This is a genomic window from Streptomyces sp. LMG1-1-1.1 (assembly GCF_040815545.1).
Taxonomy (GTDB): Bacteria; Actinomycetota; Actinomycetes; order Streptomycetales; family Streptomycetaceae; genus Streptomyces.
On record NZ_JBFPNH010000043.1, the window covers coordinates 44,963 to 71,436 of the forward strand.

Genomic DNA, 26,474 nt, shown 5'->3' on the forward strand with positions numbered 1-26,474 from the left:
GTGACGAGCACCGAGCAGTGGGAGTCACGAGGGCGCCCTCGTGGGGGCCCGACGGCGGGCGACGGACCGGCCGCCCCCGGGCGGTGGCGGCGGAAGGCCCGTGCCCTGTGCGGAAGGGAGCCGGAATGGCGTGGCTTGGCACCTTCGCGGGCGCCGTGCTGGTCCTGTTCGTCCTCCGGGACGTCTTCCACACGCTCTGGCATCCCACACGTCACGGCGGGTTGAGCCGGCGGGTGATGAGGGCGGTGTGGCGGCTGTCGGCGCTGGGCGGCACGCGGTGGCGGTCGGCGGGGCTCGCCGGTCCCCTGGGCATGGTGACGGTCGTCGCCGTGTGGGCGCTCACCGTGGCCGTCGGCTGGGGCCTCGTCTACTGGCCCCGGATGCCGGAAGGCTTCTCGTACGCCCCGGGGCTCGACCCCGCCGAGCACGCGGGCCCCGTCGACGCCCTCTACCTGTCGCTGGTCACACTCGCCACCCTCGGCCTGGGCGACATCGCGCCGACCGCGGGCTGGCTGCGTGCCCTCGCCCCGCTGGAGGCCCTGGTGGGCTTCGTGCTGCTCTCGGCCACCGTCGCCTGGATCCTCGGCGTCTATCCGGCGCTGGCCCGCCGCCGGGCCCTCGCCCTGAGGGTCTCGCACGTGCGGCGGAGCCCGGCCACCGCGCGGGCGATCGACTCGGACGGCGGTGCCGCGCTCCTGGACGGGCTCGCTTCGGCCCTGTCGACGATCACGGTCGACTTCCTTCAGTACGCCGAGTCCTACTACTTCGACGACGGGGACGAGAACACGTCCCTGCCCGGCCAACTCGGTTACGCCGCCGACCTGGCGAACCGGGCCGCTTCGGCGCGCCACCCGGACGTCCGGCTGTCCGGGGCGGTGCTGCGCACCGCCCTCGACGACCTCGCCACGGTGCTCGACGAGCGCTTCCTGCGCACCGAAGGACCGCCCGATCGCGTCTTCGCGGCCTACGCCGCCGACCACGGGCGCTCCCGGGGGCCCGACGGCCCTCCCCCGGCCCACGGAAGCGGGTGATCCTGAGAGAAGCCGCGTCGACGAACGCACGGGGCCTGGCCGACAAAGGCGGCGAGAGGCACCGGACGGCGTCCGCCGGCGTCGCCGTCGGTGCGGTCATTCCTCGCCGGACCCGGGGCCGCTGCCCCTCCGGAGCCGTCCGGACCAGATGGGCTCCACCTGTTCCCATTCCCGTTCCCAGGACGCCAGCCGGCGGCCCTCGGTGCGTCGTCGTACGAGGGTGAGCACGCCCGCGCCCGCCGCCCCGACCGCGGCCGCGGTGGCCGTGCCGCCCGTGAGTGCCGTCAGCGCGAGGTTCGCGGTGCCGCCCGGCGGGCGGGTGGGTGCGCCCTGGTCGTCCACCCAGATGGAGACGGTGCGGCCCTGCGGTGTCCGGGGTGGCACGGGGACGCTTCCCGACCTTCGGATGTGGTCGGGGTACTCCCAGACCGCGGGTGCGACGGCGCTCGTTGCGACGCCCTGCCGGGCGGCGGCACTCGGTTCCCCGGCTCGTCCGGTCGTGGTCGCCTGCACGTGGTGCCGGTGGGCGGCGAGAGAGCGCTCGACCCTGTTTCCGGTGTTCCACAGCATCCCGGCGACGACGGCCCCGCAGATGAGGGCGATGGCGAGGACGAGGGTGAGGGCGGCGCGCCCCCCGGTCCGCCCGCTTCCGGACGCGGTGGGGCCCGGGTCCGACTGCTCCTGGTGGCTCATGCCGCACCTCCCGGGTGAGACGTCGGCCGGTGGTCGGAGCGACGCCGGTCAGCGCGCGGCGCCGAGTTCGCTTCCGATGTGGTGCGCCCACGCCCGGATGCGCGCGGGGTCGCGGAAGTCTCCGCCCTTGCCGTGGCGGACCGTGGACCGGGCGATGCGCCCGGGTGTCTCGGCGGTCACGGCGCCGCCGAAGGTGATGTGCTCGCGTGCGCCGAGTGACGTCATCCGGCGGGCGACTCCGGGCACGGGCGGGATGTCGTGCTGCTCCGCGGAGCTGTCGACGGGCCCGCTGCTGAAGAGCCAGACCGGTCGCCTGCTGAGCTGGTCGGCGTTGCGGCGGGCGCATCGGCGGGCCTTGCCGTCCCAGCGCCCGGCGTAGAGGGCGCCGCCGAGGACGACTCCGTCGTAGTCGCCGACGTCCGTGACGGTGTCGGCGGGCGCGACGACGGCGTCGAAGCCGTCGTCGCGGAGCGTCCTGCCGATCTCGTCGGCGATGCCGGCGGTCGCGCCGTGCTTGCCGCCGTGGGCGACCAGGACACGCTTCGGGTTCACGGCCGCGCCCCGTCCTTGCCGCCGGCTCGCCGCACGGGGATGCTCCGCCGGATCCCGGTCCTCTCCTCGGGCATCGGGACGCGGACGGTGAGGATGCCGTCCTCGTAGGACGCGTCGACGTCTTCGGCGGGGACGGCCATCGGGAGCCGTACGGTCCGCCGGAAGGAGCCGTAGCGGAACTCGGAGTGGTCCTTGTCCTCCTCGCTCTCGCTGTGCTCGGCGCTCACCGTGACGAGGTCGTCGTCGATGGTGACGGCGACGTCGTCGGGGTCGACGCCGGGCAGTTCTGCCCGCAGGACGTAGGTGCCGCCGCCTCTGGACACCTCCACCGGGATGGAGTGCGCGGCGTTGCCGGGACGCCAGCCGGGCAGCCCCGGGAACTCGCGGTTGAACCAGTCGTTGAAGTCGGGGAGGAGGCTGTGCCTCCGACTCCGTTCCGCCTTGTCTCCGGTCATCGTTCTGCTCCTCGTGTGCGCTTCCCGGGCCGTGGTGGTGGCTGACGGATCCGCTCCGTCGTGCTCACCTTTCCGGGGGGCCGGACGGCGGTCCGGGGTGGTTCTCCTACTTCCAGCGTGCCGCCGGGTGCCTCGGCGTTCCAGTGCCCAGGGGGTCAGCCCGTCCGGGCCGGTGGGTCCTTGCGGGACCGGGACCGGGACCGTTCGGCCCCGGAAGGGGTCGTGTCCGTCTCTCCCTTCTCGGGCAGGGGAACGGTGATCACGGGGCAGGCGGCGTGGTGCAGCAGTCCGTGCACCGTGGAACCGAGCCGCATGCCGGAGTAGCCGCCTCGGCCCCTGCGTCCGACGACGACCGCGAGGGCCTCGCGGGAGGCCCGGGTGAGTTCCTCGACGGGGTGCCCTCGCATGACCACCGCCGCCACGTCGACGTCCGGTTGGCGCTCGGCGCAACCGGCGACCGACTCGGCGAGCAGTCGCTCGTGGTCGGCCGGGTCTTCGGTCTCACCGCCGTGGGGGAAGAGGGGGCGGGGCCACGCCCAGACCGCGGTGAGCCGCGCCTCCCGCAGACTCGCCTCCGCCGCGGCGAAGGCCACGGCGGCCCGGCAGTCCCTGCTGCCGTCCACACCGACGACGATCACGGGCGGGTGGACGGCGGTGTGCTCCGGCTGTCGGATCACTGCGACCGGGCAGTCGGCGCGTGCCGTCAGCGGGACGATGACCGAGCCCTCGCCGAGGATTTCGGCGGCCCTGCCGAGGTGTCGTGAGCCGACCACGGCGAGTGCGACTCCCTGTGTCCTGTCGCGCAGCACGGTGGCGGGGGTCCCGTCGACGAGTTCCGTCGCGGTCCACAGCCCGTCGTACAGCTCCCGTACGAGGTCCTCGGCGTTGACGAGTGCCGACTCCGCTCGGATGCGCAAGGAGTTCTGGTGGGCGACCGCGCCGTACGGGAGCCGGTCGTGGACCGGCGGCACGGCGACGACCAGGCGCAGCCTGGCACCTCTGCGTACGGCTTCGTCGGCGGCCCAGACGAGAGCGGGGACGGAGAGTTCGCGGGGGTCGATGCCGACCAGGATGTCGCTCATGGCTCCTCGTCCCGCGTCACGAAGTCCGAGGGGACGATCTCCACCGGGCAGTGGGCGTGATGGATCAGGGCGTGCGCGACGCGGCCCAGGGAGGGCACCGGCCCTCGCCGTCGGCGGCTCCGGCCCATGACCAGCAGGTCGGTGCGACCGCTCGCCTCGATCAGGATGCCCGGCGTGCTCGTGCCGGTCTCCACGTGCTGCCCGACGATCAACTGGGGGTAGAGCGCGCGCACCCGGTCGGCGAGCGTCTTCACCTCGCGGACGCGCTGACGGGCGATCCCGTCGAGGTCGTCGAGCATGGTGGCGACGCTGCCGACGTGCGTGAACACGTTCCACACGCTCACGATGCGCAGGGCCGCCTTGCGGGCATCGGCTTCGGCAGCGGCCAGGGGGAGCCAGTCGAGGTCCGTGGTGTCGTGCACGGCCGCGGTCACCGAGCCCGTCTCGGGCCGCTCGTCTCCCCCGCGTACGACGATCACGGGCACCTCGGCCCGGGCCGCGACGCCGAGGCCCACCGAGCCGAGCATGAGGGCGGAGAAGCCGCCGAGCCCCCGGCTGCCCACGACGATCGTCCCCCGGTCGCCGGCGGCCTCCCGGAGACCCGACACGGCCTCGCGACGGCTGAGTTCCTTCGTGACGGGAAGGTCGGGACACCGCTCGTGAACCGCTCCGGCCGTCCCGGTCAGCAGGTCGCGGCCCGCCTCGCGTACCGCCTGCATCGTCTCGGCATCGGTCCAATAGGCGCGCCGGTCGGTGTCGGCGGCGTGCACGAGGCGCAGGGTGCGGCCCCTGCGGTCCGCCTCGGCGGCTGCCCAGAGCGCGGCCGTGCGCGCGGAAGGGGACCCGTCGACTCCCACGACGACGTCGCCGAGCTCCGGCCGGACGGGAATCTCGCTGTCCATGCTTCCTCCTCCGGACTGCGCCCGGGCGCCGGGAGCAACGCCACGGGAGCGCCCCTTCCCACGCTGGCACCAGGAGGGTCCCGATGGGGAGGGGCCGTTCGGCCCCGATCGCGACCCGCCCGGCACCCTGCGGACTTGCAGGCCCGCCCGCAGGGTGGGGCCACCGGTCCCGGAAGGGGACCGTTCGGCACTCCTGTCGGGAAGGTCCGCGGGTCACGGTGGGAGGGACGGAGACGGAGACCGGCCTTGGTCGACGGCGACCGCGCACGGAAGGAGCGGGTGATGCGTCATCGCAGGATCGGCGAGCTGATGACCCGTGAGGTGGTGAGTGTCCGCGGCGACGCGCCCTTCAAGGAGATCGTGCGGAGTCTCTCGCGGCACCGGGTCACCGCGGTGCCGGTGGTGGACGGCGCGAACCGGGTGATCGGGGTCGTGTCGGAGGGTGATCTGCTGCGGAAGTCCGCGGACCGTGCCGCGGACCCGGGAGAGGTGCCGGCCGTGCCGGGGCTCGGGGCGTGGGAGCGGGAGAAGGCCGAGGGCACGCGCGCCGAGGAGCTGATGTCGGCGCCGCCGTTGTGCGCGCGTTCCGAGTGGACCGCGGTGGAGGCGGCGCGTCTGATGGAGGTGCAGGGCGTGAAGCGCCTCGTCGTCGTCGACGACGAGGACCGGCTGGTCGGCATCGTCAGTCGCCGGGATCTGCTGGGCGTCTTCCTCCGTGCGGACGCCGACATCCGTCGGGAGATCACCGAGGACGTGCTCGCCGGCACCCTCGGCCTCGATCCCGCCGGCCTGGTGGTCGAGGTGCGGGACGGCCGGGTGGAGCTCGGCGGGAGCGTGCCCGACAAGGCCGTGATCCCGGCGATCGAGCGCATGTGCGTGACCGTCGACGGGGTCGTCTCGGTCTCCCGCACCCGGCTCACGTACGACGAGGACGACGACTCACCGGGAGGTGGACGATCATGACGCAGGGAATCGTGGTCGGCGTGGACGGTACGGAGCAGGCGCGCGCCGCCGCCGAGTGGGCGGCGGACGAGGCCGTGCTGCGCGACACCGGCGTGCGCCTGGTGCACGTGAAGGAGCCCTCGCCCGAGCTGCTACTGCCGCTCGTCTCCCGGAAGCCCGACGAGTCCTGGGCCGAGGACCTGCTCTTCCGTACGGCGGCGGAGCTGCGCGCACGGCACCCCGGCATCCTGGTCACCACCCGGCTGTCGCCGTACGGGCCCGTTGCTGCCCTCATCGCCGCGGGCGAGGAGGGCGACCTGCTGGTGCTCGGCTCGCGCGCGCTCGGCAGCGTGGCCGGCTATCTGGTCGGGTCGACCGGTCTGACGGTCGCCGGCGCGGTCGACCGGCCCGTCGTCCTCGTACGGGCACACGGCTCGACCGCGCCGGGAGGACCGGTGACGGTGGGTGTCGACGTGCGGCGGTCCGCCGACACGCTCCTGGGATTCGCCTTCGAGGAGGCCGCTCGGCGGGACGCGCGGGTACACGTCCTGTTCGCCGTGCAGCTCGGCGCCTTCGCGGGCCTGGGTCCCGCGATGGTGCCCGACATCCGGCTCGCCGTCGTACCCGAGATCGAGCGTTCGCTCGGCGAGTTCGTGGCGCCCTGGCGGGCGAAGTACCCCGAGGTGACGGCCGTCCACCGCGTCGTGATCGGCTCGGCCGGACAGGCGCTCTTGGAGGCCTCGGGTGACGCCTCCCTCGTGGTGGTCGGCCGGCACACTCGGCCGGCGGCCGCCGGTGCGCACATCGGCAGCGTGGCCCACGCGGTGCTGCACCACAGCCGCGCGCCGGTCGCCCTCGTACCCCACGAGTGACGTACGAGGGACGCGCGCGCGACGCCGGGAGTGACCCCGCGAGCACCCGCGCAAGTGACGCCACGAGCAACCTCGCAGGTGACGCCACGAGCGACCTCGCGCGTGACGCCACCGGGGACAGTTCAGGAGCCGAGGATCTTGGCCTTCTGCGCCGCGAACTCCTCTTCGGTCAGCACGCCTTGGTCCTTCAGCTGTCCGAGTTCCTTGAGCTGCTCGATCTTGCTGCTCATGTCGGGGGCCGGTGCGGCGGGCGCCGGCGCCTGGGCGGGGGGCGGGGCGTACTGTGCCGGGGCCGGTTCCTGCTGGGCCCAGCGGCCCGCCTGACGTCGCGAGACCCTGTTGGAGACGGCGGTCGCCGTCCCGGCCACTACCGCCGTGCGCGCCACACCGCGAAGAAGTCCTGGCATGTCGTTCCTCCTTGGCCGTTGTTCGAGTGGATCGGTTTCCGGGGTCGTCCTCGGACGTCAGGCCGCGGCGCTGCCGCCGTCCGTCTCCACGGCCTCCAGCGAGGCCAGGAGCGCCTGCACCGGAATGCGCCCGCCGGCCACGAGCTGCGCACCGCCGCGCCGCAGTTCGCGGGCGAGGGGGGCGGCCCAGAGGTTCTCGTAGATCAGGACACCGGCCGAATTGCCCGGTTCGAGGGCCATGCCCGCCTCGTCGAGGTCGTCCTGGCCGAGGAGTCCGGACGAGGAACCCTCGAACACGGACAGGTCCAGCTCACCGTCGTCGTCGAGATCACGCAGTTCGACCGCGATGACGCTGCCGTCCGTGTCCTTCCGGACGAACGTGAAGTCGAGAATGCGGACGATCCCCCGGTCGACCAGGTCGAGGAGGAGGGACATTCCCTTGCCTGTCATGCGGTTGCCCGGGAACTCGATGACCAGATAGTCGACCGGCCCCATGTCCTGGAATTCGTCGCTCATCACCGCTCCACACCGTTGGGAGGACATGACGGAGCCCGACCCCGTGGCCGCCGCATGTCGGCGGGCGTGTCCGGGGCCAGTCCTGGTTCCATTGCAGCATTCGTCGGAGCCCTCCGCATATTCACGGCCGCCGGCCGCCCGGTCCCGGCCGGGACGCGGGGGCGAGGCGGGCGACGAGGAGGGCGATGTCGTCGTCCGCGGACGCCGGCACGAGGTGGGTGAGCAGGCGGTCGCAGAGGGCGGGCAGCGACGGGACGGGTTCGGCGAGCAGATCGGTCAGTTCGGTGAGGCGGGCGTCGATGTCGCTGTTCCGGGACTCGACCAGGCCGTCGGTGTACAGGACGAGCAGGCTCCCGGGGGGCAGGGTCACGTCGGTGGTCGTGAAGGCCTCGCCGCCGACGCCCAGCGGCAGCCCGGGCGGCACGTCGAGCAGGCGCACGGCGCCGTCGGGGAGCACGGCCACGGGGGGCGGGTGACCCGCGCGAGTGATGCGGCAGTGGCCGGTGGCCGGGTCGACCATCACGGACAGGAAGGTCGCGATCATCGGCTCGGCGAGATCGCGCAGGGCGGCCTCCAGCTGGTGGAGCATGTCCTCGGGGGCGAGGTCGAGGCGCGCGAGGGCCCTGACGCTGGCGGAGAGGCGTCCCATCACGGCGGCGGCCGCGGTGCCGTGCCCCATCACGTCCCCGATGACGAGCACGGCCCGGCCGTCCTCCAGCGCGATGACGTCGTACCAGTCGCCGCCGACCTCGTTGACGTCGCTGGCGGGCAGGTAGCGGTGGGCCACTTCGATCCCCGGCGGAGGGGAGATGTGCTGGGGCAGCATGCTGCGCTGCAGCACGGCGGCCGTGTCGTGTTCACGGCGGTAGAGGCGCGCGTTGTCCACGCAGACGGCGGCGCGGGCGGCCAGTTCGCCGGCGAGGTCGACCTCGTCCTGGGTGAAGGGGCCGACGGGGCGGGTCCGGTAGAAGGTGGCCAGGCCCAGCACCACGCCGCGGGCGAGCAGCGGGGCCATCATGAACGAGTGCACGCCCAGCCCGAGCAGCTCCACGGGCCTGGCGGAGTGTCCGGCCGCCGGAGCGATGGACCGGGCGTCGAACTCGGGTACGACATAGGGGCGGCGCTCGCCGAGTGCCCGGGTGTACGGCGCGTTGACGGGGAAGTCGAGAGTGCGTCCCAGTGGGGCGAGGGCGGCCGTGACGGGTGATCCCGTCAGTGGGGCCTTGGCCAGCCGGCGCAGCACAGCGCCGCCCACCAGGCCCGCGCCGGGTTCTCCGTCGGCGGCCAGGCTCTCCAGGACGTCGACGGTGACGGCGTCCGCGAGGTCGGGCACGGCGACGTCGGCGAGTTCCTGTGCGGTGCGTTCCAGGTCCAGGCTGGTGCCTATCTTCAGCGTGGCCTCGTTCACCAGGGCGAGATGGCGCCGGCTCTCCTCGGCTTCGAGCTGTGCCTGTTCCTTGGCGGTGATGTCGATCAGGGTGGCGGCGATCCCGATCGGACGTCCGTCGGTGTCCTCCAGCCGGACGTACGACCCCGACCACACGTGGTCGTGGTCGGGGTCGGCCGGCGTGCGGCCCGTACGGCGGGAGTCCAGGACGGGCCGTCCCTCGTCCAGGGCCCGGCGCATCGCGCGCTCCATGTCCGCGGCGTTGACGTCGGGCAGGATCTCGATCAGGCGGCGCCCGATGTGGGCGGCCTGCGAAAGGCCGTTCATCGCCACCAGGGCCGGGTTGACGCGGAGGAAGCGCAGCTGGGTGTCCAGGACCGCGATGCCGACCGGGGAGCGGGTGAAAAGGCCGTCCCACACCGCCGACGAGCCGCGGATGCGGCGTGCGGCCTCCGCTTCCGCCGCGAACACCAGCACTGTCGTCCCGCCGCGGTGCCGGGCCGGCACCGGGCAGGCCCAGATCTCCAGGTCCAGCGGGCGTCCCTCGCGGTGCCAGGCGGTCACCGTGCCCATGACGCCGCGCCCGGTGGCGGCGCCCTCCCACAGCGACCGGCCGAGACCGCGGTCCGCGCCCGGGTGCAGCAGGTCGGCGATGTGGCGGCCGAGGACCTCGTGGGGGGTGTAGCCGAGCAGGGCCTCCGCCGCGTTGTCCCAGCGGACGATGGCCCCGTCCGCGCCGGTGGCCACCACGGCGACCGGCAGGGCCCCCAGCCAGCCGCCCGCGTCCCGGGCCGCGCTGGTGGTCACTTCGTCGAAGGGCACCTGCTCCATCGCCACCGCGATTCTCGTCCCCTACGCACCCCTGGACGGCCGCCGTCCTCCCCAGTATGGGCGCGCGCCCCCGGTTCGTCGCGCGGACCGGACACGCGGGCTCCGTCCCCCATCGGACGAGGTTCCAGCTGGGCGCGCCTTCCCCCCTCCGCTCCCGTGGCCGTCCGACCCGGCGCTTCGTCCTCCTCGTCGCTACGGGAGTCCGCAGGACGTGTGGGGCCTCACGAGGCGCCGGTGTCCTCGCCGCCCCGCTGCGCGTTCTCGTCCAGGACAGACAGCACGGCGTAGTCGTACATGCCGTAGGCCGGGGACATCGTGATGTTGGCGGCCCGCGGTCCCCTGAACACGACCGACTTGACGTACATGTAGGGGCACATGACGGCCTCGTCCATGGCGGCACGGTCCACGGCGGCCCAGATCCGGGCGCGCTCCTTGTCGTCGCGCGTCGCGGCCCCGGTGTCGAGGAGCGCGTCGATGCGGGGGGAGGCCAGCTCTCCGAGGTTCTGGTTCCCCGTCTCCTTGATCGCCCGCGAGTCGGCGATCTGCTGGAGGAAGCCGTAGCCGTCGGGGAAGTCGGCGGCCCAGCCGAACATCACGATCCCGATCTCGTGTCGCCGTACGTACGCGGGGACGCCGACCGCCTTGGTGAAGTAGTCACCTGAGGTGAACGGCACGACCTCGGCCCGGATGCCGACGCGCGCCAGGCCGCGGGACAGGGCGAGCGCGGCGTTCCACTCCTTGGTGCGGTCCTCCCGGGCGGCGATCTTGGTGGTGAAGCCGTCCGGGAGGCCGGCGCGTGCCAGCTCGCGTCGGGCCGCCTCCAGGTCCCCCGTGCCCTCGGGGCCGACCGGATAGCGGTCGAAGGGGTCGTGGCCCACCACGGACGCGGGCAGCAGGGTGGTGGCGATCTCGCCCGCCGCGTCGCCCCCGTAGGCGGCGAGCATCGCCGTCTTGTCGGTGGCGTACTGCACGGCGCGCCGAGCGTGCACGCTCGTCAGCGGGCCGATGTTCTGGTTGATGCAGTAGAGCCACACGAACCCGGTGCGCGGATTGTCCACCCGCTGTCGCAGCTCCGGGTCGGCCAGCACCGACTCCTGGGTCTCGGGCTGCACCCCGACGCCGGCGAGGTCGATGTCCGCCTCCCCGTCGAGGAGGATGCGGTCGACCTCCGGGCCGCTCACGCCGAGCCGGACGGTGATCCGGTCCGGGAGGGCCGTCCGTACGGGATCGGTGTCGGCCTCCCAGTGCGGGTTGCGGTGGAGGGTGAGCTGGGCGCCGGGCGTGTACGTGTCGATGCGGTACGGGCCCGAGGACACCGGGTGACGGTGGTACTCGGGAAAGGTGTCGTGCTCGCGCGGCACCGCGATGGTGGTGGGCAGCGCGGCCAGGTAGTCGAAGGCCGCGAAGGGTTCGCGCAGCCGGAAGACGAGGGTGCGCGCGTCCGGGGTCTCGATCCCCTCCGGACCGGTGAGGTACTGGCGGAAGTACGCCGGTCCCCCGCGCGTGACCGGCGTGCCGTAGACCGCTTCGGGGTAGGCGGCCCGCAGCACCGCGTATTTCACGTCCTCGGACGTGACGGGCGTGCCGTCCTCGAACCGGACTCCCTCGCGCAGTCGGTAGGTCCAGGTGCGGGAGTCCTCGGTCGCCTGGCCTAGTGCCTCCGCCAGGTCCGGTACGAGCTGCGGGCTGCCCGCCTCGTCGGTCGTGTAGCCGACGAGGGGACGCCCGATGAGCCGGATGAAGTTCCAGGTGTACGCGTAGTACGTGTCGGCGGGGTCGAGCGAGTCGAAGTCGTCGGTGCGGACGTACCTGAGCGTCCCGCCCCGGTGGTCCGACGGGTTCACGATGGCTCGTGCCTGCGCGTTCAATGCCACGGGGTCTTCAGTGCCTCTCGTCGTACGGATGGTGGGGAAGGCTCGTGCGTCCGGCGACGCGGCTCAGGTGCCCGGTCGTCGGCGGTGAGGGGGAGCCTCACTGCGCCAGTCCCATGGCCTGGACGTCGTACAGCCCGAACGCGGGATGCACGTACACATCGGTGACGTCGGGGTGCCGGTAGTGCAGCGTGCGGTCGTGGGCGATCGGAAGGATGACGGCCCGTTCCATGACCGTCTCCTCGACCCGCTGCCAGAGCCGGTGCCGGGCGACGGGGTCGGCGAGGGCCTGGGCTTCGTCGACGAGGCGCCGCACGAGCGGGTCGTCGAGCTCGGCGAAGTTGAAGTTGCCTCCGCCGTGCTTGATCTGCCGTCCGTCTATCAGGGGGGCCAGGAAGCCGTACTCGGTGGGGTAGTCGGCTCCCCAGTCGGTCACGCCGAGGCCGAGGCCGAGCGTGCGCACGGTGTCGGGGTGGCCCAGGCCGGAGCGGTAGTACGAGGCGGTGTCGAGGACTTCGACGTGCGCTCGGATGCCCACCCGGGCGACGGAGTCCGCGAGGGTCCGGGCGACGAGTTCGAACTTGCCCGGCTGGGTGGCGATCCTGGTCTCGAAGCCGTCGGGGAGCCCCGCGGCCTCCAGTTCGGCACGGGCGGCCTTCAGGTCGCCGGTGAGGTCCGTGCCGCAGGGGTACCGGTCGTGACCGGTGTGGGAGGGCAGTGTGGGAGGGATCAGGCTGGTGGCGAGCGACCCGCCCACTCCGTCCCCGCCGCGCGCCTCCAGGAGCGCGGCCTTGTTCGCGGCGTAGAACACGGCGCGTCTCGCGTGGACGTCGTCGAACGGCGGCACGCACGTCTGCACGGTGATGTACTGGAGGAAGCCGGTGGCCGGGTTGTCGGCCCGGGCCCGCAGGACGGGATCCGCGAGGATCACGTCACGTGCGGAGTGCTGGATGCCGCGGCCCTCGACGTCGATGTGGAACGTGCCGGCGATGAGGTGGCTGTCCAGCTCGTTGACGTCCACTCCGAAGGTGACGGTCATGTCGTCCGGCAGGGCGGGCCGGAGGGGATCGGTGGCGCGGTCCCACATCGGGTTGCGGACGAGGTGGAGGGAGTGTCCGGGGCGGTAGCTCCGGATGCGGTACGGCCCGGAGCACACCGGCGCCTTCTCGTAGTCCTCGCGGGTGTCGCCGTGCGCGGGGACGGGTGCCGTGTTGGGTTGCGCCATCACGAAGTCGAAGTCCGCGAACGGCCGCTTGAGGCGGAAGCGGAGGGTCTCGTCGTCCGGGCACTCGACGGCCCGGCAGCGCTGGCCGCCGTAGGGGCCCTTGTAGTCGCCGTGGTCGAGCAGGTCGAGGAGGTACGTGGGCCCGCCGGGGAGGGCGTCCTGCGCGAAGATGCGTTCCACCGCGTAGGCGACGTCCCGAGCGCGGATCACCTCACCGGTCTCGAACCTGACGCCGTCGCGTATCCGGTAGGTCCACGTCAGGCCGGAGTCCGACACCTCGCCGGGGCCGCTCGCCAGGTCCGGTACCACCGTGGGGGTGACCGGGTCGGTTCCGAAGGCCATGAGCGTGCGGTGCATGGTCCGCTGGAGCAGCCACGACCACACGTAGTAGGTGCGGGCCGGATCGAGCGAGTCGACGTCGGCCGAGGCCACCATGGCCAGGCGGCCGCCGGGCCTGCCACCGGGATTCGCCACGCTCTTGACGGCGCCGTTCCAGCCGGACATCAGCCGATCTCCTTCACGTACAGGTACTGCGCGGACAGGGAGCACCCGCGGGACACCTTCGCGTCCGTGGAACCTATGCCGTAGTGGACCGTCCTGACGCCGTGTCGCGGGGCATGGTCGGCGAGCGTGTAGTACAGCAGCTCGTAGTACAGCGGGAGCTTGCCCACCGCCCCGTAGTCGAAGCCGGCGCGGTGGGCGAACCAGGTGTCGCCGTGGGAGAGGACCAGGGCGAAGCCCACGACGTCTCCGTGCAGCACGGCTCTGGAGACGAGTGCGCGGTCGCCGAGCCGTTCCGCGGCGGCCGTCAGGACTGCCTCGGAGCGCTTCGGGTCCCAGCTCGACATGCCGTACTTGGCGAACAGCTCGGTCTCCAGGAGGGCGAGCCGCGGGACGTCGGCGGGGTCGAGCGGGGCAAGGGTGATCCGCAGGTCCGAGGCCTCGATGTGGCGCCGCTCCGAGCGGACCCGGCGCGAGCGCCGTGCGGGGAGTGCCAGGGCGTAGTCCATGAATCCCTCGCCGGGCAGGGTGAGGGAGGCGAACTGTCCGGACTGGTGGGAGATGTAGCCGCGGTCGTGGAGCACGTCGCGCTGGACGCGGTCGGACGCGTCCACGTACGGGAGGCAGATCGATCGGCATCCGTCGCGGGAGGCGACGCGCTCGGCCTCCTCGAGGATCCGGTGCGCCGTGTCCGCGCCGGCGTCGGGGTGCAGCATCAGGCGAGTGCGGCCCAGGTGCCGGCCGCCGCACATCATCGACGGCATCAGGCGGTCCAGGTCGCCGAGTCCGGCGAGGACCTCCGCGGCGCCGTCCATGTGTTCCTCGGCGCAATGCCGTACCAGCAGGTCGGTACGGCCCAGGGCCCACGGGGACTCGCGCGTGGCCCGGACCATCGGCAGGGCCGCGAGCACGCGGTGGTCCGCCCGCGCGGTGAGATAGCCCATCCACGCCCCGGCGGAATCCTGCAGGACGCGCATCCAGTCGGGGGTGAGGAAGAAGTCCTCACCGCCGACCAGCGCGCTCCAGCCGGCATCGCGCGCGTCCTCGGGCGTCTGCCATTGGTTGATCACAACTCCACTGGTCACGCGGCAGATCCTCGGCGGGGACGGTCTCAGTCCACTCTCTATCGGGTCCCTGGTCCCTGATAGCCACTTGAGAGCAAGACGAGAGCACACGGCCGGAGTGTGTGGCCTGATTCTTCGTCACCCCACGAACAGGAGACCCGTTTCATGTCCCGTGTATCCACCGGCCCCAGTGAGCAGCCGACCACCGCGCACGCTCTGCTCAAGCGCCTGCGCGAGCACGGAGTCGAGAAGGTCTTCGGCGTCGTCGGCCGGGAAGCCGCCTCGATCCTGTTCGACGAGCAGGACGGCATCGAGTTCGTCCTGACCCGCCACGAGTTCACCGCGGGGGTCGCCGCCGACGTGCTGGCCCGCATCACCGGTCGCCCGCAGGCGTGCTGGGCCACGCTCGGCCCCGGCATGACCAACCTGGCGACGGGCATGGCGACCAGCGCCCTCGACCGCTCCCCCGTCATCGCGATGGCGGCGCAGTCCGAGTCGCACGACATCTTCCCGAACGACACGCACCAGTGCCTCGACCTGGTCAAGATCGCCGAGCCGATCTCGAAGTACGCCGTCGAGCTGGAGCGCCCGCACGAGATCACCGACCTCGTCGACTCGGCCGTCTCGGCCGCGATGACGGAGCCCGTCGGCCCCTCCTTCATCAGCCTCCCGGTGGACCTGCTGGGCTCCTCCGAGGGCATCGACCTCGACAAGGACCACGGTCCGGCGCTCACCCCCGAGAAGCCGATCACCGCGATCCAGCCCGGTTGGGAGAAGCGCGCGGACCAGGCCGTCGCCCTGGTGCGCGAGGCCGCCAACCCCGTGTTCGTCGTCGGTGCCGCCGCGATCCGCGCCGGAGCGGTCCCCGCGATCCGCGCGCTCGCGGAGCGCCTGAACATCCCCGTGATCACCACGTACATCGCCAAGGGCGTCCTGCCGCACAAGCACGAGCTGAACTACGGCGCCGTCACCGGCTACATGGACGGCATCCTGTCGTTCCCGGCCCTGGAGTCCCTCTTCGGCCCGGCCGACGTCATCCTCACCCTCGGCTACGACTACGCCGAGGACCTGCGCCCCTCGATGTGGGAGCGGGGCGGCGAGAAGCAGACCGTCCGCGTCTCCCCGACCGCCAACCCGGTGCCGCGGATCTACCGCCCGACGGTGGACGTCGTCACGGACGTGCTCGCCTTCGTCGAGCACCTGGACGCCGGCACCGCGGACGTCGAGGCGAAGGAGCGCCACGAGATCTCGGCCGTGCGCGAGCGGATCGCCGAGCTGCTGTCCGACCCCGAGTCGTACGACGACGGCATGCGCGTCCACCAGGTGATCGACTGCATGAACTCCGTCATGGGCGAGACCGCCGAGGACGGCGAGGGCACGATCGTCTCGGACATCGGTTTCTTCCGTCACTACGGTGTCCTCTTCGCCCGCGCCGACCAGCCGTACGGCTTCCTCACCTCGGCCGGCTGCTCCAGCTTCGGTTACGGCATCCCCGCCGCCATCGGCGCTCAGATGGCCCGCCCCGGCCAGCCGACGTTCCTGATCGCCGGCGACGGCGGCTTCCACTCCAACAGCGCCGACCTGGAGACCATCGCCCGCCTCAACCTGCCGATCGTGACCGTCGTCGTCAACAACGACACCAACGGCCTCATCGAGCTCTACCAGAACATCGGCCACCACCGCAGCCACGCCCCGGCGATCAAGTTCACCGGAGTGGACTTCGTGCAGCTCGCCCAGGCCAACGGCGTCGAGGGAACCCGGGCGACGACGCGCGAGGAGCTGCTCGCCGCGCTGCGCAAGGGCGTCGAGCTGGGCCGCCCGTACCTGATCGAGGTGCCGGTGAACTACGAGTTCACCGCCGGCGGTTTCGGAGCGCTGAAGATCTGACATGGCCCAGACCGACCTTCCCGCCGCCTTCGGCTTCCTGGCCTCCGCCCACACCGGCGGAGGCACCATCCCCGCGGCGGTGTTCGCCACGCGGGGCCGCCGCACCCCGCTGTCCGAGCGGTTGCCCACGCAGACCGTGGACGCCGTTCTGGTCCATCCCGATGACGGTTCGGGCGGTGCGCACGCCTGTGACGGAGACGTCCTGGTGTTGTTCGCCGGGGAGATCTACAACCGTGACGAGATCGACGACGCCCTCGGCTCAGCCGCGAACGGCGCGAACGCCTCGGACGCCGAAGTGGTCTCCGGCCTCTTCGAGAAGTACGGTCACCACGCGTTCCGGCTGATCAACGGCCGGTACGCCGCGCTGCTCGTGGCGGGCACACGCGTACTCGCCGCCACGGACCACGCGGGGTCGGTGCCGCTGTACGTACGCCCCGAACCGGGGCACGTGCTGGCGGCCACCGAGGTGAAGGTGCTGGCGGAGGCCGGCGGGGCGATCCGCGGCGCCCCGGTGCCGGGGACGCGCCGCATCCGGAGGCTTCCTGGAGTCCACCAGGTTCCCGCCGGTGCGGTGCTCGACATCCGCGTGGGCACCGGAGAGGTGACGGTGCACCGCACCTGGACACCTCCGGTGCACCGCCGCCTGGTGACGGAGAGCGAGGCCCTCAACAACGTTCGCGCAGCGCTGGAGAAGGCCGTGATCCGGCGCCTTCCCGCCGGCCGCAGGCCGCTCGTGGTCCTGTCCGGCGGAATCGACTCCTCCGCGGTGGCCGCACTGTCCGCCGGTGCGGCCACCGCGGGGATCGACACCCTGTCCATGGGCACGGACGTCTCGAACGAGTTCCCTCAGGCCCGGGTCGTCGCGGAGCATCTGGACTCGCGGCACCGCGAGCTCACCGTCGGTTCCGAGGATCTGCTGGCCCTGCTCCCGCACACCGTGCACGCGGCGGAGTCACTCGACCCCGAGGTCATCGAGTACCTGCTGCCGCTGACCGCGCTGTACCGCCGCATCGACGGGCCGCCGCGGAGGATCCTCACCGGGTACGGGGCCGACATCCCCCTGGGCGGCATGCACCGGGAGGACCGGCTGCCGAACCTGGACACCGCGGTGGCCTACGACATGGACACCTTCGACGGGCTGAACGAGATGAGCCCCGTCCTGTCGGCGGTGGCCGGCCACTGGTCCACCCATCCGTACTGGGACCGCGAGGTGCTGGAGCTGCTGACGGTGCTGGAGGCAGGTCTGAAACGCCGGTACGGGCGGGACAAGTGGGTACTGCGCGCCGCGATGTCCGACGTACTGCCCGCCGAGACCGTCAACCGCCCCAAACTCGGTGTGCACGAGGGGTCCGGGACGACGGCGTCCTTCTCCCTGCTGGTCCGCCGGGCCGGAGTGGCGGAGGACGACATCGCGGCCGTCAAGGCGCGGGTCGTCCAGCAGCTGTTCGACCTGACGGTGATCGGCGGCGTACACCCGGACGACATCGCCGTCGAGGAGATCATCGGGAAGATCCTGGCCGAGGGCAGACGGTGACCACATACGAGCTCTTCCAGGGCAGACGGCTCGCCGTCGTCGAGTCGATGCTGCACGACGCGTTCTACTCCGGCATCCACCGCGCGCGGGACTTCGGCTGCGAGGTGTGGCTGCTGGTGCAGGGCGAGGAGTGGTACACCGGCGGCGGGCGACCGTTGAGCGAGCATCCGCTGGGCCGCGTGGACCGCGTGCTGCACGTCGACACGCACGACTGGCGGGCCGTGGTCGACGCCCTCACCGACGATGACGGCAAACCCCTGGTGGACGGGGTCCTGTCGTTCTCCGACTACCACACGGAGGTGACCGCCCGGGCGGCCGAGGCCCTGGGCCTGCCCTCGCAGGGGTTGGCCGCGGTGCGCGCGGCCAACCACAAGCACCTGCTGCGGGCCGCCTTGGACGGGGACCCGGCCAATGTGCGGTGGCGGCTGGTGACCTGTGCCGAAGAACTGGACGAGGCGATCGCCCACGTCGGGCTGCCCCTGATCGCCAAGCCCCCGTCCGAGGCCATCTCCTACGGGGTCCGCAAGTGCGCGACCCGCGCGGAGGCGGTCGACGCGTGGCGAGAGCTGTCGGTCATCCGGCAGTCCCTGCGGGGGCAGCCGCGTCCCGGGTACGTGCTCGTCGAGGAGTACGTTCGGGGCACCGAGGTCAGCGTCGAGTCGATGACCGTGGACGGAGTCACCCACTTCTTCGGCGCCACCTCCAAGTACCTCCACAAACACACCATGTTGGAGGAGGCGCACTCCTTCCCGCTCGCACTCGAAGCCGAGGTCTGGGACGGGATCCGGTCCTGCGTGGACCGGACCCTGCGGGCGATCTCGTACCGGCAGGGCCCGGCCCACACCGAGGTGATGCTCACCGATGACGGTCCGCGGGTCATCGAGGTGAACCCGCGGCTGCCGGCCCACATGATCTCCATGATGGTCACCGACGTCTGCGGGACCAACCCCCATCTCGACGCGAAGCTGCTCGCTCTCGGTCTGGAGCACACACCGGACGGAGAGCCCGGTCAGGGGGTGGCGGGAGGCGCCGCCGTGGTGGTGCTGTTCCCGGACGAGAGCGGCGAGTTCACCCACATCGACGGCCTGGACGAGGCGGAACGGCTCGACGTGGTGGTTCGCCTGCACCACGAACCGGGCGACCTGGTCGCCGAGAGGCTGGACAACTCGGCCTCCGTCGGCTTCGTCTACGCCCACGGCGGCACCGCCGAGGAAGCGCTGGACAAGGCGCGGCGCGCGGCGGCACGCATCCACATCCACACCCGAAGGACGGCACCGTGAGCGGTCAGATCAACTCGAGCGTCTCGCCGCGGTACGCGCAGATCCCCACGTTCATGCGGCTTCCGCACGATCCGGCGCCCCGGGGGGCCGACGTCGTGGTCATCGGGGCCCCTTACGACGGCGGCACCAGCTACCGTCCGGGCGCGCGGTTCGGCCCCCAGCAGATCCGCACCGAATCCGGACTCATCCACGGCGTCGGCATCGACCGCGGCCCCGGCGTCTTCGACCTGATCAAGGTGGTCGACGGCGGCGACATCGACCTGACGCCGTTCAACCAGCACATCGCCATCCGGACGGCGCAGGAGCACCTGGCGGCGCTGCTCGCGGACAACGGCGCCTTCCTGATGCTCGGCGGCGACCACTCGCTCACGCTGTCCGCGCTGCGCGCCGTGCACGGCCGGCACGGCCCTGTGGCCGTGCTCCACCTCGACGCCCACTCGGACACCAACCCCGCCATGATCGGCGGGGAGTTCCACCACGGGACGCCGTTCCGGCACGGCATCGAGGAAGGGCTCATCCAGGCGGACGCCATGATCCAGCTCGGCATCCGCGGGCACAACCCGAAGCCCGACAGCCTCGACTACGCACGCGGTCACGGGGTGCGCGTCGTCACCGCGGACGAGTTCGGCGACCTGGGTGTGAAGGCGACGGCGGACCTGATCAAGGAACGGCTCGGAGACCGCCCGGTGTACGTCTCGGTGGACATCGACGTCTTCGACCCCGCGTTCGCCCCCGGCACGGGCACGCCGGCCCCCGGCGGCCCCACCAGTCGGGAGGTGCTCGCCCTGCTGCGCACGGTCGGCGAGCTGAATCCGGTCGGGTTCGACGTGATGGAGGTGTCGCCCGTGTACGACCACGCCGGGATCACCTGCCTCCTGGCCACCGAGGTCGGTGCGGAGCTGCTCTTCCAGTACGCCCGCGCGCATCAGACGAAGAAGAGGGAAGAGGAGAGGTAGGAATGGCCATTCTGGACGCCACCGAGCACCGGGAGCAGCTGCTGTCGCTCGTGTCGCAGCTCCCCACCGTGCCCCGTCAGGACCTGTACGGCTTCCTCGACGCGGCGCACAAGCTCGCGCAGCAACTGCCGTACGAGATCAGCGACACGCTCGACGCCTTCAACCAGGTCGGCAACGAGGACGGCTACCTGCTGATCCGCGGGCTTCCGGTCGAGCCGGACGACGAGCTGCCCACGACACCGACGAGCACGCCGGCGCCGGTCGATCGGGGTCGCCTCAACATGGAGGCGTTCCTCGCGATCATCGGCCGCCGCCTGGGTCTGCACACCGGTTACGCGGAACTGCGTTCGGGAACGGTCTACCACGACGTGTACCCGTCGCCGGGCGCGCACCACCTGTCGTCGGAGACCAGCGAGACCCTCTTGGAGTTCCACACCGAGATGGCCTACCACACGCTGCAGCCCAACTACGTGCTTCTGGCGTGCTCCAGGGCCGACCACGAGCGCAAGGCCCAGACGCTCGTGGGCTCGATACGCAAGGCCATCCGGCTCCTGGACGGGGAGACGATCGACCGGCTGTACGAAGAGAAGCAGCCGTGCGAGGTCGACGTGGCGTTCCGCGGCGGGGTCCCGGACCCCGGGGCCATCGCCAGGGTGAAGCCGCTGTACGGCCCTCAGGACGACCCGCTCCTGGGCTACGACCGGGAGTTGCTCAAGCCCCACGAGGGACCGGACGCCGACGCCGTGGCGAAGCTGTCCCAGGCGCTCGACGATGTCACCGAGGGAGTCTTCCTCACCCCGGGAGACCTCCTGATCATCGACAACTTCCGTACCACGCACGCGCGTACGCCCTTCTCGCCCCGCTGGGACGGCAAGGACCGGTGGCTGCACCGGGTGTACATCCGCACCAACTCCCACGGCCAGCTCCCCACCGGTGGCGAGCGCGCCGGCGACGTCATCACCTTCACCCCGCGCCGGTAGGTCCACGGCGAGGCTGTCGCGTCCGGAGCAGGCGGGACCTGCGCCGGACGCGACAGCCGATGACACCGACGTCCTTCAGGAGCCGCTCGCCCCGGACGGCACACCGCCGGCCGCCGCCGGCGACGTCCGGTGCAGGCTCAGCATGCCGAGGGACAGCACCACCGTCATGGCTGTGAGCAACCACCACAGACCAGCCGGCGCGTGCGTGAGGAGGAAGGCCACCAGCAACGGCACGACGGCCAGTGACAGACCGACGAGCACCTGGTTGAAGGCCTGGTAGACCCCGAGTTCCCGTTCCGGAGCGAGTTTCACGAGCAGCACCGAGAGTGCCTGGGTGGCCAGGATCTCCCCCAGTGTGTAGATCGTCACGCCAAGCACGAGCAGGGGAAGCAGCGCCGCGAAGGAAAGGACTCCGGCCAGTCCCAGCACGATCAGGAGGGCGCTGTGCAGCGCGCCTCCCAAGGCGATGACCCGCAGCGGCGCGCGGCCCTCGACGCGCCCGGTGACGGGGAGCTGAAACAGCACCATCAGCACGGTGTTCACGGCGAAGACCAGCCCCACCGTCCAGGTGGGCGTGCGCAACTCGTCGATCAGGTAGACCGGAAGCCCCACCTCGGTGGCGACGATGACGGTGATGAGGACGAAGTTCGCCACCGCCACCCGCAGGAAGGCCGCGTCGCGCCAGGGGCGCCCCGCCCCGGCGGTCTTCCGAGAGCTCGACGGGCGCACGGCGGCCAGCGGCAGGTACAGGAGCGCCGCCAGGGCGAAACTCGCGGCGTTGAGCAGCCCCATCGCGACGAATCCCGAATCGTCGCCGGCTCCCACGAACACGAGGCCCGCCAGCAGACCCCCCAAGCCCATGCCCAGGTTGAAGGAGACCCGGGTCAGGGCCAGCCAGCGGCCGACCTCCTCCCCCGGGGCGAGCCCCGCGGCCAGCACCGGCATGGAGATCTGCTCGGCGCGCTGGGCCACCGCCGCGACGACCGCGAGCGCGACGAAGGCCACGATGTGGTGGACGAAGAGATACCCCACGAAGACGCTCGCCCGCACGAGCGCTGCCACGATCAGCACGGTCCTGGGTCCCCAGCGGTCCACCAGCCGCCCCACCATGAAGACGGCGGGCAGGGCGATCAGGGTGGCGACCGTGAGACCGGCGCCCACGGTGGTGAGCGAGAGGTCCGTGACCGCGATGAAGAACAACAGCTGATAGGGGTAGAAGAACCCGGTGCCTATCGCGTTGACCAAGGCGGCCGTGCCGAACCAGCCGACCCCTTCGCCCCGGGGCATCGTCCGGGCGCGCTTCGTCGCTCCCGCGCCCGGCGGGGTCACACCTGCGCTGTCGTCGGTCCTGCGCCCGGCGCTCACAGCAGGTCCCCTCCGGACAGCGCCGCCGAGGGCGCGGACAGCGCTGTGTGCAAAGACGGCTGACTTCCCGTCAAGTTGGGTGTTAGCCTGCTGTCCTGACAGAGAATGGCCTGGGCCAGCGTACGAAGCTCAGGGCCCGGGTCGATGCCGAGCTCCTCGGCAAGGGTCTGTCGCACGCCGTGGAAGACCTCCAAGGCGTCCGCCTGACGGCCCGACCGGTAGAGGGCGAGCATGAGATCGGCGTGGAGACCTTCCCTCAAGGGATAGTTGTCCACCAGTTCGAACAGCTCGGGGATGACCTCCTCGTGGCGCCCGAGCTGGAGTTCGAGGGAAGCCCGATACTTGAGCGCGACGACGTGCTCCTCCTCGAGACGAGTGGACCAGCTGCGTAAGCCCTGATGGGTGAGGTCCACGAGGGCGGGGCCACGCCACAGAGCCTGCGCTGATCGCACGAGCCGCACCGCCTCGTCGAGCTGGCCCCGGCGCTGCAGGGCGCGGGCCTCCGTGAGCTTCGCGCGGTAGCTCGTCACGTCGACCGAGCACAACTCGCCGTTCAGCCGGTAGCCGGTGGCACACGACTGGACCGCCTCCGCCGGCGCTCCGGCCTCGATGAGGGTCGTCCGGAGCATCCAGATACCGGTCTGCACCTGCCCCATGACGGTCCGCGGCGGTTTGTCGTACCACACCGCCTTGACCAGGTGATCGGCGGCCACGACCCGCCCCGACTGAAGCGCCAGCGCGGCCAGGATCCCCCTCTGCCGATGGCCCGGCACGGTCACGAGATCCGAACCGACTCTGACCTCGAGCGGCCCTAACACGCCTATACGAACCGGTCGATATCTGCCATCAGTGTCATCAGTGTCATCGGTGAACATCCTGGGACCCTTCACGTGGTGACGCGCGTCGACTGCCGGTCGAACTGTGCGTGAGAAGTAGACGGAAGGTGCAGGGGGTGTGTCAATGGACGCCTCTACCAGCGGATTGATTGGCTGATTTCGTCCAGAGGTGATCAGACCCGATCCGGGGACACCGAATGTCGGACAGCGGTTGCACAAGAGCGGACGCACGGGACGGAAAAAGTCCTGCGCCGGTCGACGCCGCGGAGCCGACGTGCCCTCCTCCTCGCGCGCACCGGGCGGGGCCGCAGTCGCGATCGGGGGGCGCACCCGACGTTGCCGACGTGCTCGCGCAACGTCCCGCACCGCGCCGGCCGCGGAGGATCCGGCGAACCTCTCGCCCGCCTTCCACAGGTGACACCGATGACACGGCGCAGCCAAGTGCGGGTTGCAAAGCGGGAGTTCGCTCCCGAGAACGGTCAACGAACACGGTGAAGCACCCGCTCCGGTTGGGCGCCGACCGAGACGGACCGGCGGGGCGACGTCCTCGCGGTGGGGTCCGACCGGCCTCGCGCACCCGCCGACGGGCCGGCGACGGTCTGGGTGGCGGCCTCCGCACCCACGCGCCCACGCCGCCACGATTTCCGCCCCTCCAGGGCACGCGGCGTGAAGCCCAGCGTCTTTTCGGCCAATCGGCCCGTCGCGACGCGCGGACAGGTGGAGGGGACGGCGTCGGGACGCACACCGGCCGTCGGTCGAGACCCCCGCGGGGCGGCTCTTGCCCAACTCTCGGTCGGCTCTCCCTTCACCGGCGCACCGGCGCCGCCCGGCGCTCGCTCCACAGCGCTGACCTGCATGGATGCCCAGAGCGCCGCCGCGCCCGGCTCGCGGGGGCCGTTGCGGGGCACGCGTAAAGCACATAGCTTCTGCACGTCCTGGCGCCTCCCCCTCCGCGGCGCATGATGCCCAGACGATTTCACGGCGGTGCCATGCAGCTCAGCAAGTTCCGCAGCGGCGTGACCCGGACGACCGGACCTCCCACGCCGTTCCCAGGTCTTCGCCAGTTGCTGGTCGCGCAGTCGCTCAGCCAGGGCGGATTCGTGGTCCTGAACCTCGCGATGCCCCTGCTCGCGGCGACCGTCCTCCGCGCAACGCCCTTTCAGGTGAGCCTGGTTGCCGCTTCGCAGACGGTCGCCTTCCTGTTGATCGGACTGCCTGTCGGCGTCTGGGTCGACCGGATGCGCAAACGTCCGATCATGATCGTGGCCGACCTCACCCGCGCCGTGGCACTCGCGGTGATTCCCGTCCTGTGGGCGCTGGACGCGCTCACCGTCGCCCATCTTTGCGGTGTCGCGTTCGTGGTCGGCCTCGCCACCGTCTTCTTCGACGTGGCCGACCAGAGCTACCTTCCCCATCTCGTCGGCGCCGAAGGGCTGGTGACGGCCAACGCGCGCCTCGTCGCCGTGGACCAGACGGCCGCGGTGGCGGGACCCGGCATCGCCGGTCTGATCGTGCAGGCCGTCACGGCGCCGCTGGCGGTGATGGTGTCGGCGATCGCCTACGTGGGTTCGGCGTTCTGCGTGGCCCGCATCAAGGACCGGGACCCCGAGCCGGTCGACCGCGCCCCGCGCGACCGCCTCGGCCGCTCGATCCTGGAGGGCATCCGGTACTTGTGGGGCCACCCGGTGCTCCGCTGGCTGGTGGCCTGCTCCACTACCGTCACCTTCTGCTGGAGCATGGGCTACGGCATGCTCCTGGTGCTGCTCGCCCAGGATCTCGGGGTGTCCGCCGTCACCATCGGGCTGGTGCTCACCGCGGGAGGTGCGGGCGGCCTGTGCGCGACCGCGGTCGTCGGACGCGTCGTCGAACGCTTCGGTGACGGACGGGCCGTCGTCGTGAGCGTGACCCTGGCCGCTCCGTGCACCCTGCTGGCGGGCCTGGCGGGATCCGGAGCACGGCTCGCCTTCGTGGTCTGTGCGCAGTTCGCCTTCGCGGCGGGACTGGTCATCTACAACGTCGCGCAGGTGAGCTACCGCCAACGCACCGTGCCCGCGCACCTGTTGGGCCGGGTGAATGCGACGGTCCGCTTCTTCGCCTGGGGCGCGCGGCCGCTGGGCATGCTCCTGGGCGGCGTCTTCGCCGAGTTCCACGGCGCCCGGTCCGCGGTCTGGGTGGGGGCTGCCGGGACGGCCCTCGCCTCACTCTGGCTCCTCTGTTCCCCACTGCGCGGCATGCGTGTGCTCGCGCAGCCCTCGTCCGAGTCGTCCGTCACCAAGGAAGCGCTGTGAACGACACCTCCACCGAGCCCTCCGCACCTCCGAAGCTGGTGTGGATCACCACCCCTGACAACTACGACCCGAGCGTGCAGGAGCGTCTGCAACGCGAGGGGTCCGAACGCGTCGACATGCTGCGTGCAGCGGGCTTCGACGTGCGCATCGCCCACTCCTGCGACATCGTCCCCGCCTGGAACGGCAGGCCCCGCCTCCTGTGGCGAAAGGAGGACCTGCTCGCCGAGTACGCGGGATTCCTCGTCACCTCCTGGTCCTGGGACCCGGCCGTCACCCGGCACCTGGAGGCCATCACGCGGACCATCCGGGCCTCCGACTGCGTCCTCCTCACGGACGGAACCCTGGATCCCGAAGTCCTCGGCCTCGACAAACTCGCCATGTACCACCACGCGGCCGTTCTGGGGGCCCCCGTGCTGCCGACCGTGTCGGTTCCCTTCGGGCGCTACGCCCGACGCGCTCTGGACGCCGTGGGCACGGAGCTGCCGGCCGGACCGTACGTCGTGAAACCGCGCTCCATGGCCATGGGCTTCGGAGTACTCAAGGCCGACACGGCCCAGCACCTCTCCTCGGCGATCGACCTGCTGACGCCCGGCGGACTGGGTTGCCTGATCCAGCCTCATGTGCCCAACGACGGCGACGTCCGGGTCTACGTACACGAACGCAAGGTCATCGCCGCACTGCTGCGCGAGCCGACCGGAGAGGCGTACCTGGCCAACGTGAGCCAGGGAGGCAGCGGTTCCGGATACGAGCCGCCGGCCGAAGTGGTCGAGCTCAGTGAGCGGCTGGCCCGGAGTCTGGAGTCGGACTACCTGTGCGTGGACTGGCTGGTGACCGACGGCGGCCATGTCTTCAACGAGTGGATGACCGTCTCGGCGGCCTACGAGGACCTGCCCGACCTGGATCGTCAGCGTGTCGCGGACGCCCTCGTCCAGTACATCCGCCGCCGCCTGGACGAGGGGGCGCCTCGCCCCCTCTGATCGCCCTCGATCAGCACCCGTCGGGACGGACCACGTCCGG

The 26,474-nt window shown here is 71.6% G+C and carries 23 protein-coding genes; 10 read left to right on the forward strand and 13 right to left on the reverse strand.

Annotation, left to right across the window (positions count from 1 at the left end; translation table 11 throughout):
* Nucleotides 1-125 precede the first annotated feature (125 nt).
* A complete protein-coding gene (locus tag MRBLMG1_RS24250) occupies nucleotides 126-1,031 on the forward strand; it encodes a potassium channel family protein (RefSeq protein WP_367826206.1) in 906 nt (301 codons plus the stop codon).
* A gap of 96 nt (nucleotides 1,032-1,127) precedes the next feature.
* Here MRBLMG1_RS24250 and MRBLMG1_RS24255 read toward each other — a convergent pair whose 3' ends face one another.
* From MRBLMG1_RS24255 to MRBLMG1_RS24275, 5 genes are all read right to left on the reverse strand, one after another.
* Nucleotides 1,128-1,724, reverse strand: coding sequence for a hypothetical protein (locus MRBLMG1_RS24255; RefSeq protein WP_367826207.1), 597 nt, complete (start codon nucleotides 1,722-1,724; stop codon nucleotides 1,128-1,130).
* Between the two features lie 48 nt (nucleotides 1,725-1,772).
* The gene (locus tag MRBLMG1_RS24260; protein ID WP_367826208.1) at nucleotides 1,773-2,276 is read right to left on the reverse strand and encodes a flavodoxin domain-containing protein; all 504 of its coding nucleotides are present in this window, start codon (nucleotides 2,274-2,276) and stop codon (nucleotides 1,773-1,775) included.
* Nucleotides 2,273-2,731 (reverse strand): Hsp20/alpha crystallin family protein, encoded by a 459-nt coding sequence (locus tag MRBLMG1_RS24265; RefSeq protein ID WP_367826209.1) that lies wholly within the window; start codon nucleotides 2,729-2,731, stop codon nucleotides 2,273-2,275. The genes MRBLMG1_RS24260 and MRBLMG1_RS24265 overlap by 4 nt, the downstream gene beginning before the upstream one ends.
* Nucleotides 2,732-2,886: 155 nt before the next feature.
* Complete coding sequence (locus tag MRBLMG1_RS24270) at nucleotides 2,887-3,813, reverse strand: universal stress protein (protein ID WP_367826210.1); 927 nt, start codon at nucleotides 3,811-3,813, stop codon at nucleotides 2,887-2,889.
* Nucleotides 3,810-4,715 (reverse strand): universal stress protein, encoded by a 906-nt coding sequence (locus MRBLMG1_RS24275; RefSeq protein ID WP_367826211.1) that lies wholly within the window; start codon nucleotides 4,713-4,715, stop codon nucleotides 3,810-3,812. Before MRBLMG1_RS24275 ends, MRBLMG1_RS24270 begins: the two co-directional genes overlap by 4 nt.
* A 282-nt stretch (nucleotides 4,716-4,997) precedes the next feature.
* On the opposite strand from MRBLMG1_RS24275, the gene MRBLMG1_RS24280 reads away from it, so the two are divergent.
* Both MRBLMG1_RS24280 and MRBLMG1_RS24285 read left to right on the forward strand, forming a co-directional pair.
* Nucleotides 4,998-5,678: a CBS domain-containing protein gene (locus tag MRBLMG1_RS24280; RefSeq protein WP_367826212.1), complete on the forward strand. Its 681-nt coding sequence runs from the start codon at nucleotides 4,998-5,000 to the stop codon at nucleotides 5,676-5,678.
* Nucleotides 5,675-6,529 carry a universal stress protein gene (locus MRBLMG1_RS24285; RefSeq protein WP_367826213.1) on the forward strand — a complete coding sequence of 285 codons (855 nt, stop codon included), beginning with the start codon at nucleotides 5,675-5,677 and terminating at the stop codon, nucleotides 6,527-6,529. Before MRBLMG1_RS24280 ends, MRBLMG1_RS24285 begins: the two co-directional genes overlap by 4 nt.
* 122 nt (nucleotides 6,530-6,651) lie before the next feature.
* Here MRBLMG1_RS24285 and MRBLMG1_RS24290 read toward each other — a convergent pair whose 3' ends face one another.
* From MRBLMG1_RS24290 to MRBLMG1_RS24315, 6 genes are all read right to left on the reverse strand, one after another.
* Nucleotides 6,652-6,936, reverse strand: a complete 285-nt coding sequence (locus MRBLMG1_RS24290) for an SHOCT domain-containing protein (RefSeq protein ID WP_367826214.1) — start codon at nucleotides 6,934-6,936, stop codon at nucleotides 6,652-6,654.
* Between the two features lie 57 nt (nucleotides 6,937-6,993).
* Nucleotides 6,994-7,452, reverse strand: a complete 459-nt coding sequence (locus tag MRBLMG1_RS24295) for a DUF6325 family protein (RefSeq protein WP_367826215.1) — start codon at nucleotides 7,450-7,452, stop codon at nucleotides 6,994-6,996.
* Between the two features lie 121 nt (nucleotides 7,453-7,573).
* Complete coding sequence (locus MRBLMG1_RS24300) at nucleotides 7,574-9,670, reverse strand: SpoIIE family protein phosphatase (RefSeq protein ID WP_367826216.1); 2,097 nt, start codon at nucleotides 9,668-9,670, stop codon at nucleotides 7,574-7,576.
* Between the two features lie 221 nt (nucleotides 9,671-9,891).
* Entirely contained in the window at nucleotides 9,892-11,544 is a 1,653-nt protein-coding gene (locus MRBLMG1_RS24305) for an ABC transporter substrate-binding protein (RefSeq protein ID WP_367826217.1), read from the reverse strand.
* A gap of 97 nt (nucleotides 11,545-11,641) precedes the next feature.
* Nucleotides 11,642-13,270 carry an ABC transporter substrate-binding protein gene (locus MRBLMG1_RS24310; RefSeq protein ID WP_367826218.1) on the reverse strand — a complete coding sequence of 543 codons (1,629 nt, stop codon included), beginning with the start codon at nucleotides 13,268-13,270 and terminating at the stop codon, nucleotides 11,642-11,644.
* Complete coding sequence (locus tag MRBLMG1_RS24315; RefSeq protein WP_367826219.1) at nucleotides 13,270-14,352, reverse strand: GNAT family N-acetyltransferase; 1,083 nt, start codon at nucleotides 14,350-14,352, stop codon at nucleotides 13,270-13,272. Before MRBLMG1_RS24315 ends, MRBLMG1_RS24310 begins: the two co-directional genes overlap by 1 nt.
* Nucleotides 14,353-14,496: 144 nt before the next feature.
* Between MRBLMG1_RS24315 and MRBLMG1_RS24320 the strand changes: the two genes are divergently transcribed.
* The 5 genes from MRBLMG1_RS24320 to cs1 are packed head-to-tail and all read left to right on the forward strand — an operon-like array spanning nucleotide 14,497 to nucleotide 20,968.
* Nucleotides 14,497-16,218 (forward strand): thiamine pyrophosphate-binding protein, encoded by a 1,722-nt coding sequence (locus tag MRBLMG1_RS24320; protein WP_367826220.1) that lies wholly within the window; start codon nucleotides 14,497-14,499, stop codon nucleotides 16,216-16,218.
* Between the two features lies 1 nt (nucleotide 16,219).
* Nucleotides 16,220-17,752, forward strand: coding sequence for an asparagine synthase-related protein (locus tag MRBLMG1_RS24325; RefSeq protein ID WP_367826221.1), 1,533 nt, complete (start codon nucleotides 16,220-16,222; stop codon nucleotides 17,750-17,752).
* Entirely contained in the window at nucleotides 17,749-19,032 is a 1,284-nt protein-coding gene (locus MRBLMG1_RS24330) for an ATP-grasp domain-containing protein (protein ID WP_367826222.1), read from the forward strand. Before MRBLMG1_RS24325 ends, MRBLMG1_RS24330 begins: the two co-directional genes overlap by 4 nt.
* Nucleotides 19,033-19,085: 53 nt before the next feature.
* Entirely contained in the window at nucleotides 19,086-19,988 is a 903-nt protein-coding gene (gene speB / locus MRBLMG1_RS24335; protein ID WP_367826487.1) for an agmatinase, read from the forward strand.
* 2 nt (nucleotides 19,989-19,990) lie between these two features.
* Complete coding sequence (gene cs1 / locus MRBLMG1_RS24340) at nucleotides 19,991-20,968, forward strand: clavaminate synthase Cs1 (protein WP_367826223.1); 978 nt, start codon at nucleotides 19,991-19,993, stop codon at nucleotides 20,966-20,968.
* 75 nt (nucleotides 20,969-21,043) lie between these two features.
* Here the strand turns inward: cs1 and MRBLMG1_RS24345 are convergent, their stop codons facing one another.
* Nucleotides 21,044-22,333: an MFS transporter gene (locus MRBLMG1_RS24345; RefSeq protein ID WP_367826224.1), complete on the reverse strand. Its 1,290-nt coding sequence runs from the start codon at nucleotides 22,331-22,333 to the stop codon at nucleotides 21,044-21,046.
* On the reverse strand, nucleotides 22,330-23,208 hold the full coding sequence (locus tag MRBLMG1_RS24350; RefSeq protein WP_367826225.1) for an AfsR/SARP family transcriptional regulator: 879 nt from the start codon (nucleotides 23,206-23,208) through the stop codon (nucleotides 22,330-22,332). The genes MRBLMG1_RS24345 and MRBLMG1_RS24350 overlap by 4 nt, the downstream gene beginning before the upstream one ends.
* A gap of 950 nt (nucleotides 23,209-24,158) precedes the next feature.
* On the opposite strand from MRBLMG1_RS24350, the gene MRBLMG1_RS24355 reads away from it, so the two are divergent.
* Together MRBLMG1_RS24355 and MRBLMG1_RS24360 are read left to right on the forward strand one after the other, a co-directional pair.
* Nucleotides 24,159-25,457: an MFS transporter gene (locus tag MRBLMG1_RS24355; RefSeq protein ID WP_367826226.1), complete on the forward strand. Its 1,299-nt coding sequence runs from the start codon at nucleotides 24,159-24,161 to the stop codon at nucleotides 25,455-25,457.
* Nucleotides 25,454-26,434, forward strand: coding sequence for an ATP-grasp domain-containing protein (locus MRBLMG1_RS24360; RefSeq protein WP_367826227.1), 981 nt, complete (start codon nucleotides 25,454-25,456; stop codon nucleotides 26,432-26,434). Before MRBLMG1_RS24355 ends, MRBLMG1_RS24360 begins: the two co-directional genes overlap by 4 nt.
* Nucleotides 26,435-26,474 lie beyond the last annotated feature (40 nt).